Genomic DNA, 21822 nt, shown 5'->3' with positions numbered 1-21822 from the left:
TAATGTGTTATTGCATGGCTTGGTTCATGTGTTACTCGGCGCCCTGCCGGCGAGCAGCCAGGCGCTTGCCGGATTTGAACCAGCCGGTCGTTTCGTTGCTGATCAATGGCCGGGCCCAGAAGCTGATCGCGAAAATAAAGCCCAAGGTCACGAACACCACGTTCATTGCGGCGCGCAGGCCAATGTGGTCACCCAGCTGGCCCACCAGCAACGGCACTACCGCGCCACCCAGGATGCCGGTGCACAAGATGCCGGAAAAGGCGCCCTGATGGCGTGGCACGGAATTGAGCGCCAGCGAGAAGATCACCGAGAACATCACCGACAGGCAGAAGCCGGCGGCCGGGAAAGCCAGGATCGCAACAGCAGCCGTGCCATACAGTGCCAGCGCCACACAGCCCAGCGCCATCACTGAAAAGATGGCCAGCACGATCTTGGAGTCGAGCAGTTTCAGCAGCACCAGGCCAACCAGGCAACCCACCGACATCAGGCCCCAGAACTGGCCCACCGCGTCCGCTGCCGCACCGGTTGCTGCATAGTTGTGGTAGGTGATCAGGAATTGCGACATCCAGTTCGCCAGCGTTTGCTCGGTGCCGACGTAGGCGACGATGCCGAGGAAAAACAGACGCACATCTTTACGGCTCAACAGTTCGCGGTAAGCGTTCCAGCCGCCCGCTTTTTCCGATTCGTTCAATTCCACGCGTGGCAGTGGCAAGCTGTAATTGATGGCGATCAGGGCGAAGAACAGTCCCGAAAACGCCCAGTAAAACGTGACCCACACCAGCGCCGAACCGGCCGCACCAGGGCGCTCCATCAGCCACTGGAACACCACCGGGCTGACAAATGACGCCAGGCCGAACACCAGTTGCCCCATCACCGAGAAGAAAGCAAATTGGGACTCGCCGCCAGTGATGCGCAACAGGGGATTGATCACCACCTGCAGCAGCGCCATGCCCAGGCCAATGACGAACAAGCCGCCGATCACGAAGCCATACTCGGGCTTGAGCGCAATCGCCAGGCTGCCCAGGAAGTTCAAGCCAAAGGCGATCAGCAAGGTGCTGCGGGCGCCCTTGCGTTCAACCAATATGCCACCTGGAATCGAAATCAAGCCGTAGGCCAGGAAAAATGAAAATGGCAGGAAACCGGCCATGCCCAAACTCAGATGGAAGTCATTAATAATGATCGGCATCAAGGGCCCGATCAGGTTGGTCACAAAGGAAATGACGAACCAGATCAACATGATGTACAGGATTAGCAGGCGGCGATTTTTCATGATTTGTCTCTTGTCTTTTATTAATCTTGTGTGAACTAGCCGTGGGTAAGCACCGACGCGAATTCGCCGGGAACGATGGTGTGACGGGGGAAACGGGTCAGGATGGCGACTGCCGCGCGGCAGCCTGTGGACAAGGCTTGTGGCAAGGAAGCGCCTTGCAGGCGGGCGGCCAGATAGCCGGCATTGAAGGAGTCGCCCGCGCCGATGGTGTCGAAGATGGCGGCGGTTTCGGAGGCATGCTCGATCAGCTCGTTGTTCTGTACACCGATGGCGCCGCGCGGGCCGGTTTTGACGACCAGGGTAGCGCCGGGTTTCAGTCCGGCGGACAGGGCGGCGATGGCGCTGTCGAGGTTGGAGGTATCGGTGATGCTGAGTGCTTCGAGTTCGTTGATCAGCAAGTGGTCGCACAGTGGCAGCCACGTGGCGAATTCGGCACGGTTATCCGCGTTCCAGTTGTCGGAAGGCCAGCCGGTGTCGAGCGCCACCTGGTAGCCCAGCGATGCGACGGTGTTCATCAGGTAGGGGTAGTCGCGGCGCAGCGCTGGCAGCAAAAATACGCCGGTGAACAGGACGATGGAACCCGGGCAGGCAGCTGGCGGCAATTGCTCCAGTGCGTAGCCGGGCGACAGGTGTTCGAGATGGCCCTGGGTGGTGAAGAAATTGCGTTCGCCGTCGGCATGCATGATGCCGACCGATACCGTCGACGGTACCGGGCATACCTGGAAGTCGCTGCGCAGCTGGTGGAACTGGGTGCCCAGCCAGGTGCCGAAGTCGTCGTTGCCGACCGCCGAGATCAGGTGTGCCGGCTGCCCGAGATGGCGCATCGCGAGAGCTGCATTGGCGCCGGAACCACCTGCGCGCAACTCGCTGCGCGACATGATGACTTCCGTGCCGATCTGCGGCCATCCATCGATCGATCCCATGACGAGGTCAACGCCGAGATCTCCAATAATACTGAGGTGGGGTTTTATAGTGTCCATGGCAATAAATATAAATTGCCATTCTCACTACGTCAATAATTAAATCCAATGGATGTAAGTATTTTTCTACAGACTACCCCCGCGCGCTGCACCACGCTGCCCTAGTAATTCCGCCATATCTGCCTCTGCGCGGCGGTCGTGTTGCAGTACATCAATATTGGGTGCCAGCATGTCGTATAAGGGCAACACTGCGGCCCCCAAGATGGAACTATCCTCCTGTTTTTGCGATAACAGGATGCGCTCGCCACCACCGCTCAAGCCACCACGCACCGACTTCAACAGCGGTTGGGCCAGGCTGACCAGATGCTCGACCAGTACCTTCGGCGCCGAGCCGCCGATAATGATGGTGCGTGGATCGAGCATGTTTTCGATGATGCCGATCGCATCGCGCAGCCGCGCGGCAGCCTGCTTGCACCAGGCGTGGAAGGCCGTCTGGCTGGCGTCGCTGATCCAGTCGGCGAACGGCAGTTCGTGCACGCCGCGATCGTCGATGCTCAGCGCTTCGGCCAGCGAGTGCAAGGAAACATAGCGCTCCAGGCATCCCGTATTGCCGCAGTAACAAGGCGTGCCGCCATGCACCACCGGGATATGGCCGATTTCCGTTGCATTGCCATTCGCACCGCGGTAGGCCGCCCGGTTCACCACCAGGGTACCGCCCAGTCCCATGCCAAAATGCATGTAAAAGAAATTATCCATCGCCCTGGCCATGCCGAACAGGGTTTCGCCCAAGGCGCCGGCGACACTGTCGACACTGTAGAAAACCGGCAGATTGACGGCATCGCGCAGGTCGTCGAGCACCGACATATCGCTCCAGCCTTCCAGTACGGTCGGTCCGACAAAGCTGATTTCGGTCGGCACCAGCGGCCCCGGCATGGCGACGCCGATGCCCCAGATCCGTCCGCTGGCGCTGCGCCGCAAGTTGCCAACTAACAACACCATTGCCGCCAGCACCCGGTTGGAATCACGGGTGTCGACCTCGACTTTGCAGCGCGCCAGTACGTCGCCGACCAGGTTGACCAGTGCTGCCGAGGCGCTGCCTGGCTCCAGGCTGATGCCGATCGATGCGCCGGCGTCCGGATTGAGCGTGAATTCAATCGGTGGCTGGCCGCGCGAATTTTCGACCTTTTGGCGGCGCGCCACGATCAAGCCGATTGCTTCCAGGTCATTGGTTATATTAGCAACAGTTTGCGGGCTGAGCTCCACCACATCGACAATTTCCTTCCGGGAAATTGATCCTTGTTGCCGTATCAAATCCAACACCACGCGCCGGTTATACGGCGCACTGGATTGTTGTGTTGCTCCACGGCTAATGTTTCTTTTCATGTCAATAAAAATCTTCTTCGAAAACTACCATGATACCCGACCATCGCTCCCGGGGCGCATGACCAGCGCGCCCGTAAAAGCATTTAACGCAGCCGGCGCCGATGAAAAACATTTCTTACAATCATTGTTTGTATTTATTTCTGATGGTATTCTAAAAGCACAATAGAAAATATGACATGAATCAACTATAAGGCTCAACATGCGATACCCATCCCACGCTGCTTTAAAAAATAATTTGTCCGTCCCCCTGCTGACCCTGCTCCTGAGTTCCCTGTTTGCCGTGGCCCCCGCCCAGGCCGCTGATGCCGCCGCTGCCGCATTGATCTCGGTGCAAGTCAACCAGGTTTCGCTGGAAGCGCATGGCCCCAAGAAAGCCATCGTCGAATATCTGGGACAGCAAAGCGGCGGCAGTTATCGCGTGCTGCGGGACGGCAAGGAAAGCAGCAAGGGCAACTTGACCGCGCTACCCGCGTTTGACGAATGGGGCGCCGGCAAACACTACTTTGTCGCCGATTTTTCACAGGATAGCGAAGCTGGCAGCTATGTGATCGAAGCTGAACTGGGCGGAGAAAAAGCCGTATCGGCTCCCGTCATCGTGCAAGAGAACGCCTTGTTCAACGCCACCGCCAGCAGTTTGCTGGCCTACTTCCACAGCAGCCGCAATACCAATATCAAGGACCGCCACCTGCGCATCTACGATAGCCAGCGCTACGCCGATGTCTGGGGCGGCTGGAACGACGCGGGCGGCGACGAAGGAAAATATCTGTCGCATCTTTCCTACGCTAATTTCTTCAATCCGCAACAGGCATCGATGGTGACCTGGGTGCTGGCAAAAACAGCGTCGGCCTCACCACAACTGTACCGCAAGGCGGGGCTGGAGGCGAAAGTACTGGACGAAGCCTTCTGGGGCGCCGATTATCTGCACCGCATCCTTGATCCACAAGGCTACTTTTATACTACCGTGTTCGACAAATGGGGCACCGACAATGCCGAACGCATGGTTACCGGCTTTGAGGGACTCGACGGCAAATACAGCAAAAGCTACAAATCGTCATTCCGCGCTGGCGGCGGCATGGCCATCGCGGCACTGGCGCGCGCCTCCATTCTCGCCAAAAGCAGCGGCGCGCACGGCGAGTTCAGCGCTGAAACCTATCTGGCCGACGCCAGGCGCGCATTTGAGCATCTGCAGGTCCACAACCTCGAATACTGTTACGACGGCAAGGAAAACATCATTGACGACTATACCGCGTTGATGGCTGCGACCGAGTTGTACCATGCAACGCACGAACAACAATACCTGGCGGCAGCGCGCATCCGCGCCGGCAAGCTGAGCGGCCGGCTGACGGCCGATGGCTGGTTCATCAGCGACAAGGGAAGTCGTCCCTATTACCATGGCGTTGAAGCGGGCTTGCCGATACTGAGCCTGGTGTATTACCGTGAAATCGAAACGGATGCGGCACGCATTGCGCGCGCGCAAAAGACGATTGCCACCGCGCTCGACGCGCAACTGCGTCTCGACAGCAAGGTCGTCAATCCGTATAACTATGCGCGCCAGACCTTCCGCACCTATGACAAGGGCCAGCTTTCCAGGAAAGTCTACGAAGGTTTCTTCATGCCTCATGACAATGAGACCGGCTATTGGTGGCAAGGTGAAAGCGCGCGCCTGTCCTCGCTCAGCACCGCCGCAATTCTTGGCGGCCGGGCAGCCGCGCCGCAAGCTGCAGGCGCATTTGGCATCAGCGCCAATCTGGCCGAATTCGCCCAGAACCAGGTCGACTGGACCTTGGGCCGCAACCCCTACGGCATGAGCATGCTGCATGGCTTCGGCGTACGCAATCCGCCCGATGCCGACAGCGCCGGCCCGATGACCAAGGGCGGTGTTTCGAACGGCATTACTGGCGCCACCGACAGCAGCACCGCGCGCGGCATCGTTTTTGCGCCCGGTCCCGATGAAAATCAATGGCGCTGGGTAGAGCAATGGCTGCCACACTCTGCGTGGCTGTTGCTCAATGCGGTGACGATGGCGCGATAAAGCGTCTGCCCTTCACGGTCAATATAGCGTGCAACGAAAACAGCTTGCGCGCCAGGTTTTGGTACTTCTCCTTTAAGCCCCGGTAGCTCGCTGCCGGGTTTTTTTTAGCGCAGGCAGTACGGAAGCTCGGATGGGTGATGGTAGTCATCCTTCGGGAGGGGCCGCCGCATAACGTGCGGGCATACCAGTCAAGCTTGTTCTTCGAGCCACCAGTTTAATAAAGTCTCATCATCGTCATCCTCCAGATTGACGTAGATATTGGCAAAGTACCACTCGATCCCCGTCGCGTCGCGGAAGGCGTCGAAGGGGCCGTTGATGTTGTAGATGCCGTGGCGGCTGGGGACGCTGAAGGTCAGGTTGCCTTCGTATTGGCCGTCCAGGGTGCCGCCCAGTTGTTCCTGCACTTCGCGTGCGAGCTGGTCGACGGCAGCTTGTGGGGTGTCGTCGGCGTAAATATGAATGCAGAAGTTGCCGCCGCGTTTAAGCACCTGGGCGGGCGCCAGCGGGTTGGCGATGTTGATGACGTCGCCGCGCGCCAGGTTCAGGGTCAGGCCGGGCGAGGCCAGCAGTTCGTAGACGTGTTCGTCGATCTGGCGGGCGGGCAGCGATTCGAATACGGGGCCGTCCTCATTTTCGCCTGCCAGCACACGGATGTGTAGCAGGCCGGTGCAATCAATATCTTTCATTACTACTTTCATGACGGTGGAGTGTGGCTATTGTAGCGCCTGCCGCAATGAAAAAAGCACGCCGGGTGGCGTGCCTTGATCATGCTCACTGATGATTGGTTTATGGCTTGCTGGCCTTCTCCACATTCATCGGCACGAAAAACAGCACCAGCAAGGCGCCGCACAGGCTGAGCGCGCCGGTGGCGGCGACGCCGTAGAAGATGCTGCCTGTTTCGTTCTTGATCAGGCCGATCACCCATGGCATGAAGAAGCCGCTTGAGCTGCCCAGCATGGTGATCAGCGCGATGCCGGTCGCCTTGATGCGCGTGTCGAACAGCGTGGCCGGAATCGTGAAGAAGACGGCATAGCTGCCGAAGATGCCGATCACGATCAGGGTGTAGCAGGCAATCGCAAAGGTCAGGTTGGTGTGGAAGGTCGCCAGCAGCAAGGCGCCGATACCGATCGCCGAGGCGCAGCAGATGTAGTGCCAGTAGCGTTCCAGTTTCAGGTCCGAATGGCGGCCGATCAGATACATGCCGGCAAAGCCCGCCAGGTAAGTGCAGGCCGAGATCAGGCTGATGGATTTCACATCGGTGATGCCCAGTTCTTTCAGCACGCTGGGCCCCCACAGTGAAATCAGGGTGACGGCAGACAGCTGCGTGAAATACACCATGGCCAGGAGGTAGGCCATCGGCGTGCGCAGGGTGCGCTGCAGATTGCTTTTGCCATCCGGGTCGGGCGCGGGTGCGGGGCCGATATCGTGCACGATCTGCGCCTTTTCGCGCGTCGACAGCCACTTGGCTTTTTCCGGCTTGTCAGTCAGCACGTAAAGGGCCAGGAAGCCGAGCAGGATAGGCGGTATGCCTTCCATCAGGAACAGCATCTGCCAGCCATGCAGGCCGAACACGCCGTCCATCGAGGTCATGGTCCAGCCGGCGATGAGGGAGCCGCTGATGCCGGCGATGGGGTTGGACATCTGGAACAGCGCAAAGGCGCGGCCACGGCGCTGCGCGGGGAACCAGTAAGTCAAAAACAGCAGCACGCCAGGATAGAAACCGCCTTCGGCCACGCCCAGCAGGAAGCGCATGGCGAAAAATTGCACCGGCGACGTGACAAAGGCCATCAGCATGGTCGCCATGCCCCACACGACCATGATGCGGAACAGGGTCTTGCGCACGCCGACGCGCTCGAGCAGCATATTGCTCGGTACTTCCAGCAGGATGTAGCCAGCGTAGAACAGGCCTGCGCCGAAGCCATAATCGGCTTCGGTCAGGTTCAGATCGTTCATGAAATGCAGTTTGGCGTAACCGACGTTGGTGCGGTCGATCAGCGCAAATAGATAGGCCAGGAATAGAAAGGGAATCAGGCGCAAGGCGATGCGCCGGTAAAGGCGATCGCTTTCTATCTCAGTCATCGGTGGTGCCAGGGGTGCTGCGTCTATTTTCATGCATGTCTCCAGTGTTTATCATTTTAATCATATCGGGTGCTGCCAAATAGTGGGGGAATAAATGCGCCTAGCTGCACCCCGCTGCGCGCAACTGCGCCAAGAGTGCTTCGGCCGGATGGCGGGGGCGGAAGCCGGCCTGGCGCTCGGTCTGGCAGCGGCAGGAAAAGCCGCTGGCCAGTACCTGCGCCGGCGCTGCGCCGGCCAGTTTCGGGGCCCAGCTCAGGTCGAACAACTGCGACGACATGGCCACATGTTCCTGTTCATGGCCAAACAGGCCGGCCATGCCGCAGCAGCCCGTCGCCTGCACCTCGGTCTGCAGGCCGGCGGCGTGAAAGACCTTGCTCCACTGGCTGCCGGTGCGCGGGCGTGCCGTCTTTTCGGTACAGTGCAGGAACAGGCGAAACGGCGCGCTTGCTGCAGCGGGTGTGGATTGCGGCCAGTGCAGCCTGCCCGCTTCCAGCTCGGTGGACAGGAATTGATCGACCGATTGCACCTGCGTTTCGGCGGCGCCGGCTACCTTGCCGTCTACTTTGTACTCATGCTCGTGCATCAGCATCGTTACCGCTTCCACGCCGAGCAAAGGCAATCCTGTGGCCGCCAGTTGGCCATGCCAGGAGCGGGCCGTTTCGGCGACGGGCGCAAATTGATCGAGCATGCCCAGCACATGCAGCGACTTGCCGTTGGCAGTCGCGCTGGCCAGGTGCACGCGGTAGCCCAAGAGCGTCAGTACATCGTGCACGGCCTGCGCGGCGCTTGTGTCGAAACTGCTGGTAAAACTGTCTTCCAGCAGGATAACGTGGCGCGGCTTTTCATCTGACGGCAAGACTGCCAATTTCTGCAGGGCTTGCGGCTGCGAAGGGTGCAGCTTGTCGCCTTTACCTTGCACCGGCCTGGTCGATAGCGCCGGCAGGTCGGACAGGCCAAACATTTTGCGCAAGATGGCGCCAGTGACGCGGTTTTGCGACAGCAGATTGGCCAGCGCCGGCGCCTTGGAGGCTAACGCCAGCAAAGGCTCCATGCGGGCCACTAGGCGGTCGCGCCGCGAGCGGGGCACGCGCTGGTGGTAGTGCTGCAAAAAGCGTGACTTCATGGCGGGTATATCGACCCGCACCGGGCACTGGCTGGCGCACGCCTTGCATGACAAGCAGGTCGACAAGGAAGTCTTGAGCTCTGTTTCCATCGCCTGCAATGCGGTGGCGCCGGCTTCGGATGGCGCGGCTTGTTGCACGCTATCCAGGCGCGCCCATTCACGCAGCAAGGTGGCGCGCCCTTTCGGCGATTGCGTGCGGTCGCGCGTGGCCTTGTAGGAGGGGCACATCGGGTCGCTGGCATCCCAGGAAAAACAGGCGCCATTGCCATTGCAGGCGACGGCCCGTTCGACAGCCTGCATGCGCACCGCATCGATCTGGTGATCAGCCTGGCCACGCAATGGCACCATGTCGATGCGGTCGATTTTATGTAGCGCTGTTTGCGGGCCTGGCGTGGCCAGCTTGCCTGGATTGAAGATATTCTGCGGGTCGAACACGGCCTTGATGCGGCATAGTTCCGCATACAGTTCCGGGCCAAAGAAAAACGGCGAATATTCGCCGCGGAATCCGCGTCCATGCTCGCCCCACAGCAGGCCGCCATATTTTTTCGTCAGCGCGGCCACGCCATCGGAAATCGGGCGTATCAGTGCGGCATCAAACGGGTTTTTCATGTCCAGCAGGGGGCGCACATGCAGGCAGCCTACGTCGGCGTGGCCGAACATGCCATAGGCCAGGCCGTGGCTGTCGAGCAGGGCGCGGAATTCGGCCACATAGTCGGCCAGTTTTTCTGGCGGCACGGCGGTATCTTCGACAAAGGCCGTGCCCTGGCGCGCGCCGCCCAGGCGGCCCAGCAAACCCACGGCTTTTTCACGCAAGGTCCACAATTGCGCCACGGTGGACGCATCCGTGACGACGGCCCAGTCCAGCGCCCGCTCCGAACCATCGGCCAGCAGTGCTTCCAGGCGCGCTACCTGTTCTTGCACGGCGGCCGCACTGTCGCCGACGAATTCGACAAAATTCAGGCCCAGCACCGGCTGCGCCGTGGTCCCGCCCAGCACGTTTTCGATGCCGCTCCAGATCACGTCCTGCTGCGCCAGTCCCAGTACCTTGTCGTCGAGGATTTCAATCGCTGCCGGTTCGGCCGCGACCAGGCGCTGCACGTCGGCCAGGGCCATCTGGAAATGCGCATAACGCACCGCCACCAGCGCCCGGTGGCTGGGGCGTGCAATCACGCGCAAGGTGATTTGTTTGGTCAGCGCCAGGGTGCCTTCGGAACCGGCCAGCAGATAGGCCAGCCGGAAAGCGCCGTCGGTGCCGCGCACATGCTGCAGGTTGTAGCCAGTCAGGCCACGGTTCATTTTCGGGAAAATCGCGGCAATGCGCTCGCGCTGCTGCGTGACGACGCGGCGCACTTCGCGGTGGATGGCGCCGGCCATGTCAGTGCGTGCGGCGACGGTGGCGCTGGTGTTATCGTCGATGTCTGCCACGGACCAGTCGCTGCCATCGGCCAGCACGATGTCCATGGCCTCGATATAGTCCGAGGTCTTGCCATAGATGCGCGAGCCCTTGCCCGAGGCGTCGGTGGCGACCATGCCGCCCAGGGTGGCGCGGGTGGCGGTTGACACATTCGGCGGGAAGAATAACCCGTGCGGCTTCAGGTAGGCATTGAGCTGGTCCAGCACCACGCCCGGCTGCACCGTCACCAGGCGCCGTTCGGCATCGAAAGAGACGATGCCGTTCATGTGGCGCGAGGTGTCGACGACCACGCCGCTCGATAAGGATTGGCCATTGGTGCCGGTGCCGCCGCCGCGCGGCGCCAGCGGAATCGGCCCGTATTCGGCGCTGGCGGCCAGGCGCACGATGTGGTTCAGGTCTTCGCCTTCGCGCGGGTACAGCACGGCCGCCGGCAGCAGCTGGTAGATGCTGTTATCGGTGGCGAACACGGCGCGCGTGGCGATATCTGACGCGATGTCGCCACGGTAGCCGCTGGCGGCCAGTGCGGAGAGGAAGGCCGCCAGGCGCTGTGGAAGAATGGAGGTCGTCATCGATCAGGATTGCAGCAATGCGGCCGCGTCCTGATGCAGGCCAAGGTCGCTCAAGGCTTGCTGCAGCGAGGCCAGTTCGGCGCTGGCGTACAGGGCCAGTTCGTCGTGCGGTTGCTGGCCCAGCGCTTCGGCGAATTGATCGCGGTTTGAACGTGTCGCATAAGCTGCGCCGGCAGGGCCACCCAGATTCGATTGAAAAATGCCGGCCGCGCTGACGGGCAGGAAGTCTTCATACAGGATGGGGTCGCATTGCAGCAGGCCGCTGGCCAGCAGCTCGCCGATCGAGCCAGCAGGCGCAGCTTGCGCCGCCAGTCCGGCCGGGGTGGCGCTGTAGCGGAAGTAAGCCAGGCCCTGTTCGCGCATGGCGTCCCAGTCGTCGGGCAGATCCTTGAAGATGTCCTGCAGCGCTTTCGTATAGGCCGGGGTATTGGTCGCCGGCACGTGGCTGCGCGCGGCGTTCAGCAGTTCATCGTAGCGCTGGCGGCCTTGCGGCGTCAGGGCGGCGCCACGCTGTTCCACTTCACCGAAGCGCGCCGTGTGCTGGCCTTGCACAGTTTGACCATCAGCGCCGCTAAACAGCACGGTTTCCTGCAGCGCCTTGAAGCTGGTCTGGCGCAGCAAAATCGGGCAGGCGCGGCGCGGCGGGCCTTCGATGACGGCTTTTGGCACGATGCCGCGCAAGGGCATGCCGGCTTGCACGGCGTCGATGTCGAGCGTGCGCGGTGTCAGGTGATTGATGTGCGGGCCACGGAAGCTGACCACGTCGGCGATCAAACGGTGGGCGTCGTGCAGATGCTGGTATTGCGCGTCCGAGACGGTCGCCTGCTGATGCCAGCGGAAGGTTTCCAGTACCTGTTCGACGAACTGCGTGGCCTGCTCTTTTGTCAGGCCGCCTTGCAGATCGTGCGCGTCCAGCAGTGCCAGCGCGCCCGGCGTAAAGATCTGGCGGGCGGCGAGGATTTGTTCGGCCTCGGCCCGCAGCGCCGCGTCTTCGATCAGTTCCAGGCGCAGCAGCGAAGTAAAGATGCGGAAGGGATTGCGTTTGAGCGCCGCATCGTCGATCGGGCGGAAGGCGGTCGCGTGCACGGGCACGCCGGCCACCGACAGATCGTAGTAGCCGACCGGCTGCATGCCCATTACGGCAAACACGCGGCGCATGCCGGATAGTTCGGCGGCGGTGCCCAGGCGGATCGCGCCGTGGTATTCGATATTCAGGCGCCCCGTTTCGCCACGCCGTTCGAGCAGCGCCTGCAAGCCGGCGTTTTGCGCCAATACATCGGCATTGCTGTCGGCGACCAGTTCGAGCAAGGTGCCGTACTGGGGCACTTCGGCACGGTACATGGCCGACATGGCCTGCGAGAACTGGCTGCGGATGTCGTCGGGATGAACGTATTGGGCTTGCATGATGCTTTCCTTCGCTGGCACGGGACTGTTGTTTGGGTGAGATTGTTTTTGCGGCGGCTGGCGCGAGTTTTTGGGCACGACGCACCGGCATATTCGGAATACAATTATGCCGACGCCGCAGCGCAGTAGCTGAGCTGTTTACTCAAGACTTCATTCTGAAACGGTATGACCCATGCAAACCCCGCGTAGCTTTCTTCCCTCTGTTGCCTTGCTGTCCGCGTTTGAGGCGGTGGCACGCCTGGGCAGCATCACGGCTGCGGCGCAGGAACTCAATTTCACGCAGAGCGCCGTCAGCCGCCAGGTCAAGGCGCTGGAAGAACAACTGGAAGCGCGTCTGTTCGTGCGTGAAAATCAATCATTGCGCATCACGCCGGCCGGTGAGCTGTATGCACGCGAAATCGGCGACGCGCTGCAGCGTATCCGCGCGGCCTCGCTCAATATCCGTTCCAACCCGGATGGTGGCACGCTGAACCTGGCGATTCTTCCCACTTTCGGCAGCCGCTGGCTGGCGCCCCGTTTGCCGCGTTTTTTTGCGCAGCATCCGGGCGTGATGCTGAACCTGAAAACGCAGCTCTCGTATTTCGATTTTCGAACGGCCAGTTTCGACGCCGCGATCCACTTCGGCCATCCCCATTGGCCGGAGGCCGAGCTGGCGCTGCTGCGCTCTGAAGAAGTACTGCCCGTGTGCAGTCCTGAATTGAAGGCGCGCGTGGGTTTTCAGCATCCCGACGATTTGCGTCAGCAGGTGCTGCTGCATCTGAGCACGCGGCCCGACGCCTGGGAACAGTGGTTTTCCCTGCATGGCAGCTCGCGCGGTGCGGCGCACGGCATGCTGTTCGACCAGTTTGCCACCATCGCCGAAGCGACCATGGTGGGTGTTGGCGTGTCGCTGCTGCCCAGTTTTTTGATCCAGCAGGAACTCGACAGCGGCAAGCTGGTGCCCGTGTTTCCGCTGCCGATGGCAAGCGCCGAACATTATTACCTGGCCTGGCCCGTCGAACGCGCAATGTATCCGCCCCTGAAGGCGTTTCGCGAATGGCTGGTGGCGGAGTCGTCGCTGGAGCGCTAAGCGCACGGGCATAAAAAAAGCACGCCGTAGCGTGCTTTCAGGTGAGGCGCAGCAGCTTTCAGCGTTTAATTGGCTGCGCTGATATCGCTGCGGAATTGTTCAAAGCCGGCGCGGGCGGCCTTGTAGCAATTGCCGGCCGCCGCTTCCAGGCCTGCACGGTCCAGCACTTCGACCGTGCCGCGGCGGTACTGTATCAAGCCTTCGTCCTGCAGCTTGCGGGCCGTGACGGTAATGCTTTCGCGGCGCACCCCCAGCATATTGGCCATGGTGTCTTGCGTGACTTTCAATTCGTTCGACAGGGAACGGTCGAGGCGGTCCAGCAGCCAGCGGCACAACTTTTGTTCGATGCTGCAATGGCGCCCGCCGACCACGTTTTGTGCCATCTGGGCGAACATGGCGCTGGTGTAGCGCATCAGCAATTTGGCCAGCGCGCCGCCTTCATTGAAGACTTCACGCAGGAAAGCTGTTTTCAGGCGGTAGCCGTAACCGGCGCTTTGCACGACTGCCGTGCAGGTAGCGCGCTCGGCTTCGTACAGCGCCACGCCCGCCACGCCTTCGCGGCCGACCACGGCGATCTCGGTGGTGGCGCCGTCTTCCATGACATACAGCAGGGAAACGATGGCATTGGTAGGAAAGTAGGTGTAATCGATTTTGTCGCCGAAATCAAACAAGTGCTTGCCGACTGGCAGGGCGACCAGTTCAAGCTGGCAAAACAGGCGTTCGAGGTCGCTGCGTGACAAGGCGCGCAGCAATTCGTTTTGTTGGGCGCCCGTGATGCTGATCACTGGCGTGGCTGGCGCGATGGACGGCGTGGAAGCGGCTTTCCAGTCGTGCGCGGTGACTGGGGTGGTGTTCGTTGCCGGGGTCAGGTTGCTATAAGCTTTGTACATGTTTGGCCTCATCTTCTGGTTTTGTTGGATGGCTTGCTTGTCGCTGCTTGCCTGCTTTGCTGGCATTGCACTTGTTCGAATTGATGTATCTACTATAAGGGCTGGCCGCGCTGGCTGGCATCGGATGAGCCGACGTCCTTATGTAGGCTAGGAACATTGCCCCATGTCATCCGGCTCCTACGCGGAAAATGGCTTAGCCGATGGTAATTTCCGTGTGGAAATAGACGAAGTTTGACGAACATATGATGTAAAGCAAGAAAAAGGCGCTTATTTGGCAGTGATGGCCTGCAATCTTTTTTGCCACTATGTCAGGCAATGATAAAATCTTGCTATTGAGCAAATCGACTTGCATTTGAGTATGGACTCCCAGTTGGATGCCGTCTTTTTCGTGATACTTGCACCTCCTGTCCACGTTTTTTGCCGCGTGCGGCTGTCACGCCCCCCCATAAATAGTTTGATGAAGGAAGCAATGCATGAAATGGTTTTTTGATCTGAAAATCGCCAACAAGCTGCTGCTGTCGTTTGGCGCGGTGCTGTTGCTGACGGCTGCGCTGGGTGTCTCGGCCATTTTCGCGATGGCGCGTATTCATGACGCCGCCAGTGACCTGTCGCGCAACTGGATGCCCAGCGTGGAGGCGGCCCTGTTCCTGCGCAGCGACATGGGCGATTTCCGCCGCTGGGAGCTGGCGCATATGTTGTCGGTCCAGGAGGCCGACATGGCAGCCAATGAGCAGCGCCTGGCTGCCACCGGTGTCAAGCTGAAGGAGGATCTGGCCACGTACCGCAGCTTGATTTCCGAACCGGGCGAGCCGGAACTGTTTGAGCAGCTGCTGGCCTTGAACACGCAATTCATGCGTGTGCACGAGACCATGATGGTCTTGTCGCGCGGCATGAAGAAAGAGGAAGCAAATGCGCTGGCAGTGGGGCCATCGGCCAAGATCATGATAGAGATGACGGGCGTGCTCGATAAATTGGTGAAGCTCAATACCGACGGTGGCGCACGTTCGAGCGCCAGCGCCGATGACACCTATGCCGCTTCGCGTACTGCAGTGCTTGGCTTGCTGCTGGGGATCGTGGCGCTCGGTTTCGTGCTGGCGCTGTGGGTGGCGCGCACGGTGTCGCGCCCGCTCAACGCGGCGGTCGGTGTGGCGCGGCAGGTGGCGGCTGGCGACTTGACGGCGCACATCGTGGTGACGTCACAAGATGAAACCGGGCAATTGATGGCAGCCCTGAAAGACATGAATGCCAGTCTGCAAGACCTGGTGGGGCAGGTGAGGAGTGGCACGGACACCATCGCCACCGCCTCCAGCCAGATCGCGGCCGGCAACCAGGACTTGTCGTCGCGCACGGAGCAGCAAGCCAGCTCGCTGGAAGAAACCGCGTCGTCGATGGAAGAATTGACCTCGACCGTGCGCCAGAATGCGGACAATGCGCGCCAGGCCAATACCATGGCGCTGACCTCGGCCAGCATCGCCGTCGAAGGCGGCAAGGTGGTGGGCGAAGTGGTGGGCACGATGGCGTCGATCAATGCCTCGTCACGCAAGATTGTCGACATCATCGGCGTGATCGACGGTATCGCCTTCCAGACGAATATCCTGGCGCTGAACGCGGCCGTCGAGGCGGCGCGCGCAGGCGAGCAGGGGCGCGGTTTTGCCGTGGTGGCGACCGAAGTGCGCAATCTGGCGCAACGCTCGGCGGCGGCGGCCAAGGATATCAAGGTGCTGATCGGCGATTCTGTCGCAAGAGTCGAGGCCGGCTCGGCGCTGGTGAACCAGGCGGGGATGACGATGGACGATATCGTGGCCAGCATCACGCGCGTGACCGATATCATGAGCGAGATCACCGCCGCCACCGCCGAGCAGAGCGCGGGCATCGAGCAGGTCAACCAGGCGATTGCCCAGATGGACCAGGTGACGCAGCAAAATGCGGCCTTGGTTGAAGAGGCGGCAGCCGCGGCAGAATCGATGCAGGAGCAGGCGGCCAGCTTGACGCAGGTGGTCAGCGTGTTCAAGCTCGACGCCGCGCACCACGCGGTTTTCCAGGCTGCGCCGCGCGCAGCAGCAGTGCCGGCAGCGCCAGTGGTGAAGCCGGCTACAGGGCCAGTCACGGCAGTGGCCCAGCCCCGCTTGGCGCCGCGCAAGCCGGCTGGCGCGCCGGCCGATGAATGGGAAAGCTTTTAAGGGGTCTTGCGGGTTTTCCGCGGCTTCGGTACTGCGGCCGCCTGGTGCTGCTGCCAGGCGCGCAGCGCGTCTTCATAGGTGGCCAGGTCTTCCTGGTACATTTCCAGCACGCAAAAGGTGCAGCCGCTATGGCAGCATTCGTCATTGCCAGGCTTGGCAGGCGGCTGTGGCTGCGGATCGTGGGGAGTGGTCGTCATGGCTGGCAGTGTAGCAGGCGCGAGGGCCATACAAACCGTGCGCCGCTGGAACGGTTTTTGCTCAAAAATCACGGTTTCCGTGTACAGTTGCATCGAATTAGGGTATCGTTTACAGCACTGATATTGTATCTTCTGCGCGCGATGTTCCGCCGGCGCAATCTCCGCCGCCATCGCAGCACATCTCCTCAACGCTCCCGCACTCGCCGTACAGCATGTCCCGGGGCACGGAGGTGCCGCAAGAACGATGATCCATGGCTTGCAAAACGGAGCTGCCGCGCCCCGTAATGTTGTTTATTGAGAAAGCATGGCTTCCGCAGTGCGGAGGCACACCAGAAAATTTATGTCTGAAATCGAATCGACTCCTACGCCTGACGCCGCTTCTGCACCGGCACCTGCCGCTGCCCCCGCGCCTGCCCCCGCTGCCCCCACCGTGAGTTTTGCCGATTTCGGCCTCGCCCCCGACATTTTGCGCGCCTTGACCGAGCAGGGTTACACCCATCCGACTCCGATCCAGGAGCAAGCCATACCGGTGGTCTTGCAAGGCCGCGACGTAATGGGCGCCGCGCAGACGGGTACCGGCAAGACGGCCGGCTTCTCGCTGCCTATCATCCAGTTGCTGCTGGCCCATGCCAGCAGCAGCATGTCGCCCGCCCGCCATCCGGTGCGCGCGCTGATCCTGACCCCGACCCGCGAACTGGCGGTGCAGGTGGCCGAAAACGTGCAGGCCTACGCCAAGCACACGCCGCTGCGCTCGACCGTCGTCTTTGGCGGCATGGACATGAAGCCGCAAACGGTGATCCTGCGCAATGGCGTGGAAATCGTCATTGCCACGCCGGGCCGCTTGCTCGACCATATCGAGCAGAAAAATATCAGCCTGGGCCAGGTGCAGATGCTGGTCATGGACGAAGCCGACCGCATGCTGGACATGGGTTTCTTGCCAGACTTGCAACGCATCATCAACTTGTTGCCGAAGCAGCGGCAAAATCTGATGTTCTCGGCAACCTTCTCGCCGGAAATCAAGAAGCTGGCCAATACCTTCCTGAACAATCCGCTGACCATCGAAGTGGCGCGCAGCAACCAGACGGCCGACAAGGTCACGCAAGTGGTCTATAAAGTAACGGAAGACCAGAAGCATGCGCTGGTCGCCCATTTGCTGCGTCAGCGTGACCTGAAGCAAGTAATTGTGTTTTCGAATACCAAGATCGGCGCCTCGCGCCTGACCCGCGTGCTGGAGCAAGAGGGCATGCGTGCCACCGCAATTCACGGCGACAAGAGCCAGCAGGAACGCATGGCCGCGCTGGAAGCGTTCAAGAAGGGCGAGATCGACGTGCTGGTCGCTACCGATGTGGCGGCCCGCGGCCTTGATATTTCGGATTTGCCGTGCGTGATCAACTTCGACTTGCCGTATAACGCAGAAGATTATGTGCACCGCATCGGCCGCACGGGCCGCGCCGGCGCCTCGGGCGACGCCATCTCGATTTATTCCGATAAAGACGAGCGCTTGCTGGCCGATATCGAAAAGCTGATCAAGCAAACCATCAAGCGCGGTGAACTGGCCGGTTTTAATCCAGCCCCGGCACGCGCCAACGATAGCGAACGCCGTCCGCCACGCCGTACGGAAGGCGGCGAGCCGCATCCGGCGCGTTCCTCGGACAGCCGCCATGGCAGCGATGCGCCAGCGCGTCCGGCCGAGCGCGGCAGCCGTCCGGCATTCAGCCCCGGCGCCCGCCGCGAAAAAACCGATCCCTGGTTCCTCAAGCCATATGAGCCGGCCAAGACGGCGGCACCAGTCGTGAATAATAATTTGCCACCAGTCAAACCCAAGCAAAAGCTGGCGGCTTTGCTCGGCGGCTTGCCGAAGCAGTAATCCCGTCTCAGGGGCTTGGGGCCACCTTCGCCGCCTCCCGATATCACAGCGCCATGGTCTATCTGGGTGCTGTTGATTTATTTCAGCCTTGAATGACAATAAACTGGCTTGTAGGCCAGTTTATTGCTCATTTGTATTGTTTGCAAATAATTAACTCCGTACAATATTCATTTCCAATCCATCGATTGGAAAGTGCTTTGTTACATGCATGCCGTTTTATTTTTGTAAAGGGTTTGTGCGCGACAGGGATGTATTTTTGTTGATGTTAAAATCATTGAGTGAGTTTGTATTGTTACATGATGTTACCAGCTTATAAAAAAACGCTGGCATCTGCGATACTTCCTGCCGGATGTGCCCCGCGCATCGGCGGAATGAGTCAGAGTGGAGGCGAATAAGCGTGAGCCAATTGAATAGAGTGGTATCGAACGAAGTGAATGGCGTCCTGCTGGGGAGGCCGCTTGCCCGTGTAGCGGCTTTGCATGCAGCCGTTACCATGCAGCACGCAAGTACCGCCGCATTGCGCCAGCCTGTCGATCTGCCAAAAGTCGCCATTTTGTTGTGTACTTACCATGGCCAGCATTTCTTGGCGGATCAGCTCGATTCCTTTGCGGCGCAAAGCTATCCCAATTGGGAAGTGTGGGCGTCCGACGACGGTTCGCTGGACGATACCCATGCGATTCTTGAACAATATCAGGAAAAATGGGGTCATACACGCTTGTCTACCCATGCCGGACCAGCCCAGGGCTTTGCAGCCAACTTTCTGTCACTCAGTTGTGACGCCGGTATTCGTGCCGATTATTACGCCTATTCGGATCAGGATGACATCTGGGAAGCGGATAAATTGCAGCGGGCAGTCGATTGGTTGCGTAGCGTACCGTCTGATATTCCTGCGCTTTATTGTTCCCGAGCATTATTAGTGGATGTAGACAATACCCCGATTGGAACGTCTCCCTTGTTTACCCGGCCACCGAGTTTTTCCAATTCTTTAATACAAAGTATTGGTGGTGGTAATACCATGGTGTTTAATAATGCTGCGCGAAAATTATTACGCGACGCAGGCCATGATGTTGATGTGGTATCGCATGATTGCTGGGCATATATGGTCGTCAGCGGCTGTGGTGGCAAGGTTTTTTACGACGCCTGCCCATCGCTGCGCTACCGCCAGCACGATGGCAACCTGGTGGGTACCAATATCAGTTGGTCAGCACGTTTTTCGCGTGTACAAAGGCTATGGAACGGCTGGTTCCGTAGCTGGAACGACCGCAATATCGAGTCACTGCAGCGTTTGCGTCATCGCTTGACGCCAGAAAACCAGCTCATACTCGACGATTTCTCGGCTGCCAGAAATACCTGGTTATTGCCCCGGCTTTGGTTAATGAAACGCTCGCGTGTGCATCGGCAAAGTACTGCAGGAAATCTGGCCCTTTTTTTAGCAGCAATTTTCAATAAAATATAATCGAATGACCATACTTGTAAGCGGCGGAGCCGGTTTTATTGGCAGTAACTTTGTATTGGACTGGCTGGCGCAATCCGATGAGTTGCTGATCAATCTGGATAACTTGACGTATGCAGGCAATCTGGAAAATTTGTCCAGCTTGCAAAATGACCCACGTCACTTGTTTGTGCACGGCGATATCGGCGACAGTGTCCTGTTGGCTTCCTTGCTGGCCCAGCACCAGCCGCGCGCGGTGCTCAATTTCGCCGCAGAAAGCCATGTCGACCGTTCCATCCATGGTCCGGCCGCCTTTGTTGAAACCAATATCGTCGGCACCTTTCATTTGCTCGAAGCCGTGCGCGCGTATTGGGGCACGCTCGATGATGGCGGCAAGGCGGCATTCCGCTTCCTGCACGTCTCCACCGATGAAGTCTATGGTTCGCTGTCGCCAGAGGCGGCGGCGTTTACCGAGCAGCACCGCTATGAGCCGAACAGCCCTTACTCGGCCAGCAAGGCGGCCAGCGACCATCTGGTGCGGGCGTATCACCATACCTATGGCTTGCCGGTATTGACGACCAATTGTTCGAATAACTACGGTCCCTATCATTTTCCTGAAAAACTGATTCCCTTGATGATCGTCAACGCGCTGGCCGGCAAGCCCTTGCCAGTGTACGGCGATGGCCAGCAAATTCGCGACTGGCTGTACGTCAAGGATCATTGCAGTGCGATCCGGCGCGTGCTGGAGGCGGGCCGGACCGGCGAGGTCTATAACATCGGTGGCTGGAATGAAAAGCCGAATCTGGAGATCGTCGATACCGTCTGCGCGCTACTCGATGAATTGCGTCCGCGTGCTGACGGCGCCAGCTATCGGCAGCAGATCAGCTATGTCACGGACCGTCCCGGCCATGACCGCCGCTATGCGATCGACGCCAGCAAGATCGCGCTTGAACTGGGCTGGAAACCGGCCGAAACGTTTGATACTGGCATCCGCAAGACGGTGCAATGGTATCTGGATAATGCGCAATGGGTGGCGGATGTGCAATCGGGCGTGTACCGCGACTGGCTGGAGAAGAACTATACGGGACGCAGCGCATGAAAATTCTGTTGTTGGGTAAAAACGGTCAACTAGGCTGGGAATTGCAGCGCAGCCTGGCGCCTCTGGGCGAACTCACGGCACTGGGTAGCGACAGCCGCGATCCTTGCGGTGACTTGCGTGACCTCGACGGTCTCGCCGACACCGTGCGTCTGCTGTCGCCCGATGTGATCGTCAATGCGGCCGCGTATACCGCGGTCGACCGCGCGGAAAGCGATGTTGAATCGTGCCGCACTGTCAATGCGCTGGCGCCCGGTGTGCTGGCGCGCGTAGCCGCAAGCAGCGGCGCCCTGCTGGTGCATTACTCCACCGATTATGTGTTCGATGGCAGTGGCGAGCGCCTCTGGACTGAGAGCGATCCGACCGGGCCGCTCAGCGTGTATGGCAAGACCAAGCTCGAAGGTGAGCAGGCGATCGTTGCATCGGCCTGCCGCCATCTGATTTTCCGTACCAGCTGGGTCTATGCGGCGCGTGGCGGCAATTTTGCCAAAACCATGCTGCGCCTGGCGGCCGAACGTGAACGCCTGTCGGTGGTGGATGACCAGATTGGTGCGCCGACCGGCGCCGACTTGCTGGCCGACGTCAGTGCGCATGCGATCCGCGCCATGCGTGGCCACCCTGAACTGGGCGGCATTTACCATCTTGCCGCAGCAGGACACACCTCGTGGCACGGCTATGCCAGCTTTGTGATTGAGCAGGCGCGCCAGGCCGGCGTGGACTTGAAAGTGGGGCCAGGCGCGATTGAGGCAGTCGCCAGCAATGCTTTTCCCAGCCCTGCGCCGCGCCCGAAAAACTCCCGCCTCGACCTGCAAAAAGTACAACAGGCATTTGACCTTACCCTGCCTGACTGGCGTATCGGTGTAAGCCGTATGCTGACCGAATTTCTGGAAAAATAAT

Annotated in this window: 16 protein-coding genes; 7 read left to right on the top strand and 9 right to left on the bottom strand. The window is 60.0% G+C overall.

Going from position 1 to position 21822, the window contains the following annotated elements; genetic code table 11:
- Window positions 1–31 precede the first annotated feature (31 nt).
- The 3 genes from HDE72_RS12640 to HDE72_RS12630 form a co-directional block, all read right to left on the bottom strand.
- Window positions 32–1270, bottom strand: coding sequence for an MFS transporter (locus HDE72_RS12640; protein ID WP_183741291.1), 1239 nt, complete (start codon window positions 1268–1270; stop codon window positions 32–34).
- A 35-nt stretch (window positions 1271–1305) separates the two neighbouring features.
- Window positions 1306–2193 (bottom strand): carbohydrate kinase family protein, encoded by an 888-nt coding sequence (locus HDE72_RS12635; protein WP_183741289.1) that lies wholly within the window; start codon window positions 2191–2193, stop codon window positions 1306–1308.
- A 123-nt stretch (window positions 2194–2316) separates the two neighbouring features.
- Complete coding sequence (locus HDE72_RS12630) at window positions 2317–3573, bottom strand: ROK family transcriptional regulator (protein WP_183741287.1); 1257 nt, start codon at window positions 3571–3573, stop codon at window positions 2317–2319.
- Window positions 3574–3808: 235 nt separating this feature from the next.
- On the opposite strand from HDE72_RS12630, the gene HDE72_RS12625 reads away from it, so the two are divergent.
- A complete protein-coding gene (locus tag HDE72_RS12625) occupies window positions 3809–5605 on the top strand; it encodes a glycoside hydrolase family 9 protein (RefSeq protein ID WP_183741285.1) in 1797 nt (598 codons plus the stop codon).
- A gap of 188 nt (window positions 5606–5793) precedes the next feature.
- Here the strand turns inward: HDE72_RS12625 and HDE72_RS12620 are convergent, their stop codons facing one another.
- The 4 genes from HDE72_RS12620 to hglS form a co-directional block, all read right to left on the bottom strand.
- Entirely contained in the window at window positions 5794–6291 is a 498-nt protein-coding gene (locus tag HDE72_RS12620; RefSeq protein ID WP_183741283.1) for a DUF4265 domain-containing protein, read from the bottom strand.
- 100 nt (window positions 6292–6391) lie between these two features.
- Complete coding sequence (locus HDE72_RS12615; RefSeq protein ID WP_183741281.1) at window positions 6392–7717, bottom strand: MFS transporter; 1326 nt, start codon at window positions 7715–7717, stop codon at window positions 6392–6394.
- Window positions 7718–7784: 67 nt separating this feature from the next.
- The gene (locus HDE72_RS12610; RefSeq protein WP_183741279.1) at window positions 7785–10790 is read right to left on the bottom strand and encodes an FAD-binding and (Fe-S)-binding domain-containing protein; all 3006 of its coding nucleotides are present in this window, start codon (window positions 10788–10790) and stop codon (window positions 7785–7787) included.
- A 3-nt stretch (window positions 10791–10793) separates the two neighbouring features.
- A complete protein-coding gene (gene hglS / locus HDE72_RS12605) occupies window positions 10794–12194 on the bottom strand; it encodes a 2-oxoadipate dioxygenase/decarboxylase HglS (RefSeq protein WP_183741277.1) in 1401 nt (466 codons plus the stop codon).
- A gap of 172 nt (window positions 12195–12366) precedes the next feature.
- Between hglS and HDE72_RS12600 the strand changes: the two genes are divergently transcribed.
- Window positions 12367–13263: a LysR family transcriptional regulator gene (locus HDE72_RS12600; protein ID WP_183741275.1), complete on the top strand. Its 897-nt coding sequence runs from the start codon at window positions 12367–12369 to the stop codon at window positions 13261–13263.
- Window positions 13264–13328: 65 nt separating this feature from the next.
- Here HDE72_RS12600 and HDE72_RS12595 read toward each other — a convergent pair whose 3' ends face one another.
- Window positions 13329–14153, bottom strand: a complete 825-nt coding sequence (locus HDE72_RS12595; protein WP_260176659.1) for a Crp/Fnr family transcriptional regulator — start codon at window positions 14151–14153, stop codon at window positions 13329–13331.
- 473 nt (window positions 14154–14626) lie between these two features.
- On the opposite strand from HDE72_RS12595, the gene HDE72_RS12590 reads away from it, so the two are divergent.
- Entirely contained in the window at window positions 14627–16333 is a 1707-nt protein-coding gene (locus HDE72_RS12590) for a methyl-accepting chemotaxis protein (RefSeq protein WP_183741273.1), read from the top strand.
- Here HDE72_RS12590 and HDE72_RS12585 read toward each other — a convergent pair.
- Window positions 16330–16530: an oxidoreductase-like domain-containing protein gene (locus HDE72_RS12585; protein ID WP_260176658.1), complete on the bottom strand. Its 201-nt coding sequence runs from the start codon at window positions 16528–16530 to the stop codon at window positions 16330–16332. The two genes, HDE72_RS12590 and HDE72_RS12585, sit on opposite strands and share 4 nt — an antisense overlap.
- Window positions 16531–16870: 340 nt before the next feature.
- Here HDE72_RS12585 and HDE72_RS12580 point away from each other — a divergent pair, with 340 nt between their 5' ends.
- The 4 genes from HDE72_RS12580 (at window position 16871) to rfbD (ending at window position 21821) form a co-directional block, all read left to right on the top strand.
- Window positions 16871–18397 carry a DEAD/DEAH box helicase gene (locus HDE72_RS12580; RefSeq protein ID WP_183741271.1) on the top strand — a complete coding sequence of 509 codons (1527 nt, stop codon included), beginning with the start codon at window positions 16871–16873 and terminating at the stop codon, window positions 18395–18397.
- Window positions 18398–18794: 397 nt separating this feature from the next.
- Window positions 18795–19853 (top strand): glycosyltransferase family 2 protein, encoded by a 1059-nt coding sequence (locus HDE72_RS12575; protein WP_311735231.1) that lies wholly within the window; start codon window positions 18795–18797, stop codon window positions 19851–19853.
- Window positions 19854–19857: 4 nt separating this feature from the next.
- Window positions 19858–20928 (top strand): dTDP-glucose 4,6-dehydratase, encoded by a 1071-nt coding sequence (rfbB, locus tag HDE72_RS12570; RefSeq protein ID WP_183741269.1) that lies wholly within the window; start codon window positions 19858–19860, stop codon window positions 20926–20928.
- Complete coding sequence (gene rfbD / locus HDE72_RS12565; RefSeq protein ID WP_260176657.1) at window positions 20925–21821, top strand: dTDP-4-dehydrorhamnose reductase; 897 nt, start codon at window positions 20925–20927, stop codon at window positions 21819–21821. Before rfbB ends, rfbD begins: the two co-directional genes overlap by 4 nt.
- Window position 21822: the final 1 nt, after the last annotated feature.

Source organism: Janthinobacterium saanense (genome assembly GCF_014200675.1).
Classification (GTDB): Bacteria; Pseudomonadota; Gammaproteobacteria; order Burkholderiales; family Burkholderiaceae_D; genus Janthinobacterium.
Note: the sequence above shows the minus strand (reverse complement) of the source record. Positions and strands in the feature narration are given on the sequence as shown.

What these genes read in the sequence shown, in the direction of transcription:
- HDE72_RS12595 (WP_260176659.1), bottom strand. Translation starts at nt 14,153, where the DNA reads ATGTACAAAGCTTATAGCAACCTGACCCCGGCAACGAACACCACCCCA.
- HDE72_RS12580 (WP_183741271.1), top strand. Translation starts at nt 16,871, where the DNA reads ATGTCTGAAATCGAATCGACTCCTACGCCTGACGCCGCTTCTGCACCG.
- HDE72_RS12620 (WP_183741283.1), bottom strand. Translation starts at nt 6,291, where the DNA reads ATGAAAGATATTGATTGCACCGGCCTGCTACACATCCGTGTGCTGGCA.
- HDE72_RS12590 (WP_183741273.1), top strand. Translation starts at nt 14,627, where the DNA reads ATGAAATGGTTTTTTGATCTGAAAATCGCCAACAAGCTGCTGCTGTCG.
- hglS (WP_183741277.1), bottom strand. Translation starts at nt 12,194, where the DNA reads ATGCAAGCCCAATACGTTCATCCCGACGACATCCGCAGCCAGTTCTCG.
- HDE72_RS12640 (WP_183741291.1), bottom strand. Translation starts at nt 1,270, where the DNA reads ATGAAAAATCGCCGCCTGCTAATCCTGTACATCATGTTGATCTGGTTC.
- HDE72_RS12585 (WP_260176658.1), bottom strand. Translation starts at nt 16,530, where the DNA reads ATGACGACCACTCCCCACGATCCGCAGCCACAGCCGCCTGCCAAGCCT.
- rfbB (WP_183741269.1), top strand. Translation starts at nt 19,858, where the DNA reads ATGACCATACTTGTAAGCGGCGGAGCCGGTTTTATTGGCAGTAACTTT.
- HDE72_RS12630 (WP_183741287.1), bottom strand. Translation starts at nt 3,573, where the DNA reads ATGAAAAGAAACATTAGCCGTGGAGCAACACAACAATCCAGTGCGCCG.
- HDE72_RS12600 (WP_183741275.1), top strand. Translation starts at nt 12,367, where the DNA reads ATGCAAACCCCGCGTAGCTTTCTTCCCTCTGTTGCCTTGCTGTCCGCG.
- HDE72_RS12615 (WP_183741281.1), bottom strand. Translation starts at nt 7,717, where the DNA reads ATGAAAATAGACGCAGCACCCCTGGCACCACCGATGACTGAGATAGAA.
- rfbD (WP_260176657.1), top strand. Translation starts at nt 20,925, where the DNA reads ATGAAAATTCTGTTGTTGGGTAAAAACGGTCAACTAGGCTGGGAATTG.
- HDE72_RS12610 (WP_183741279.1), bottom strand. Translation starts at nt 10,790, where the DNA reads ATGACGACCTCCATTCTTCCACAGCGCCTGGCGGCCTTCCTCTCCGCA.
- HDE72_RS12635 (WP_183741289.1), bottom strand. Translation starts at nt 2,193, where the DNA reads ATGGGATCGATCGATGGATGGCCGCAGATCGGCACGGAAGTCATCATG.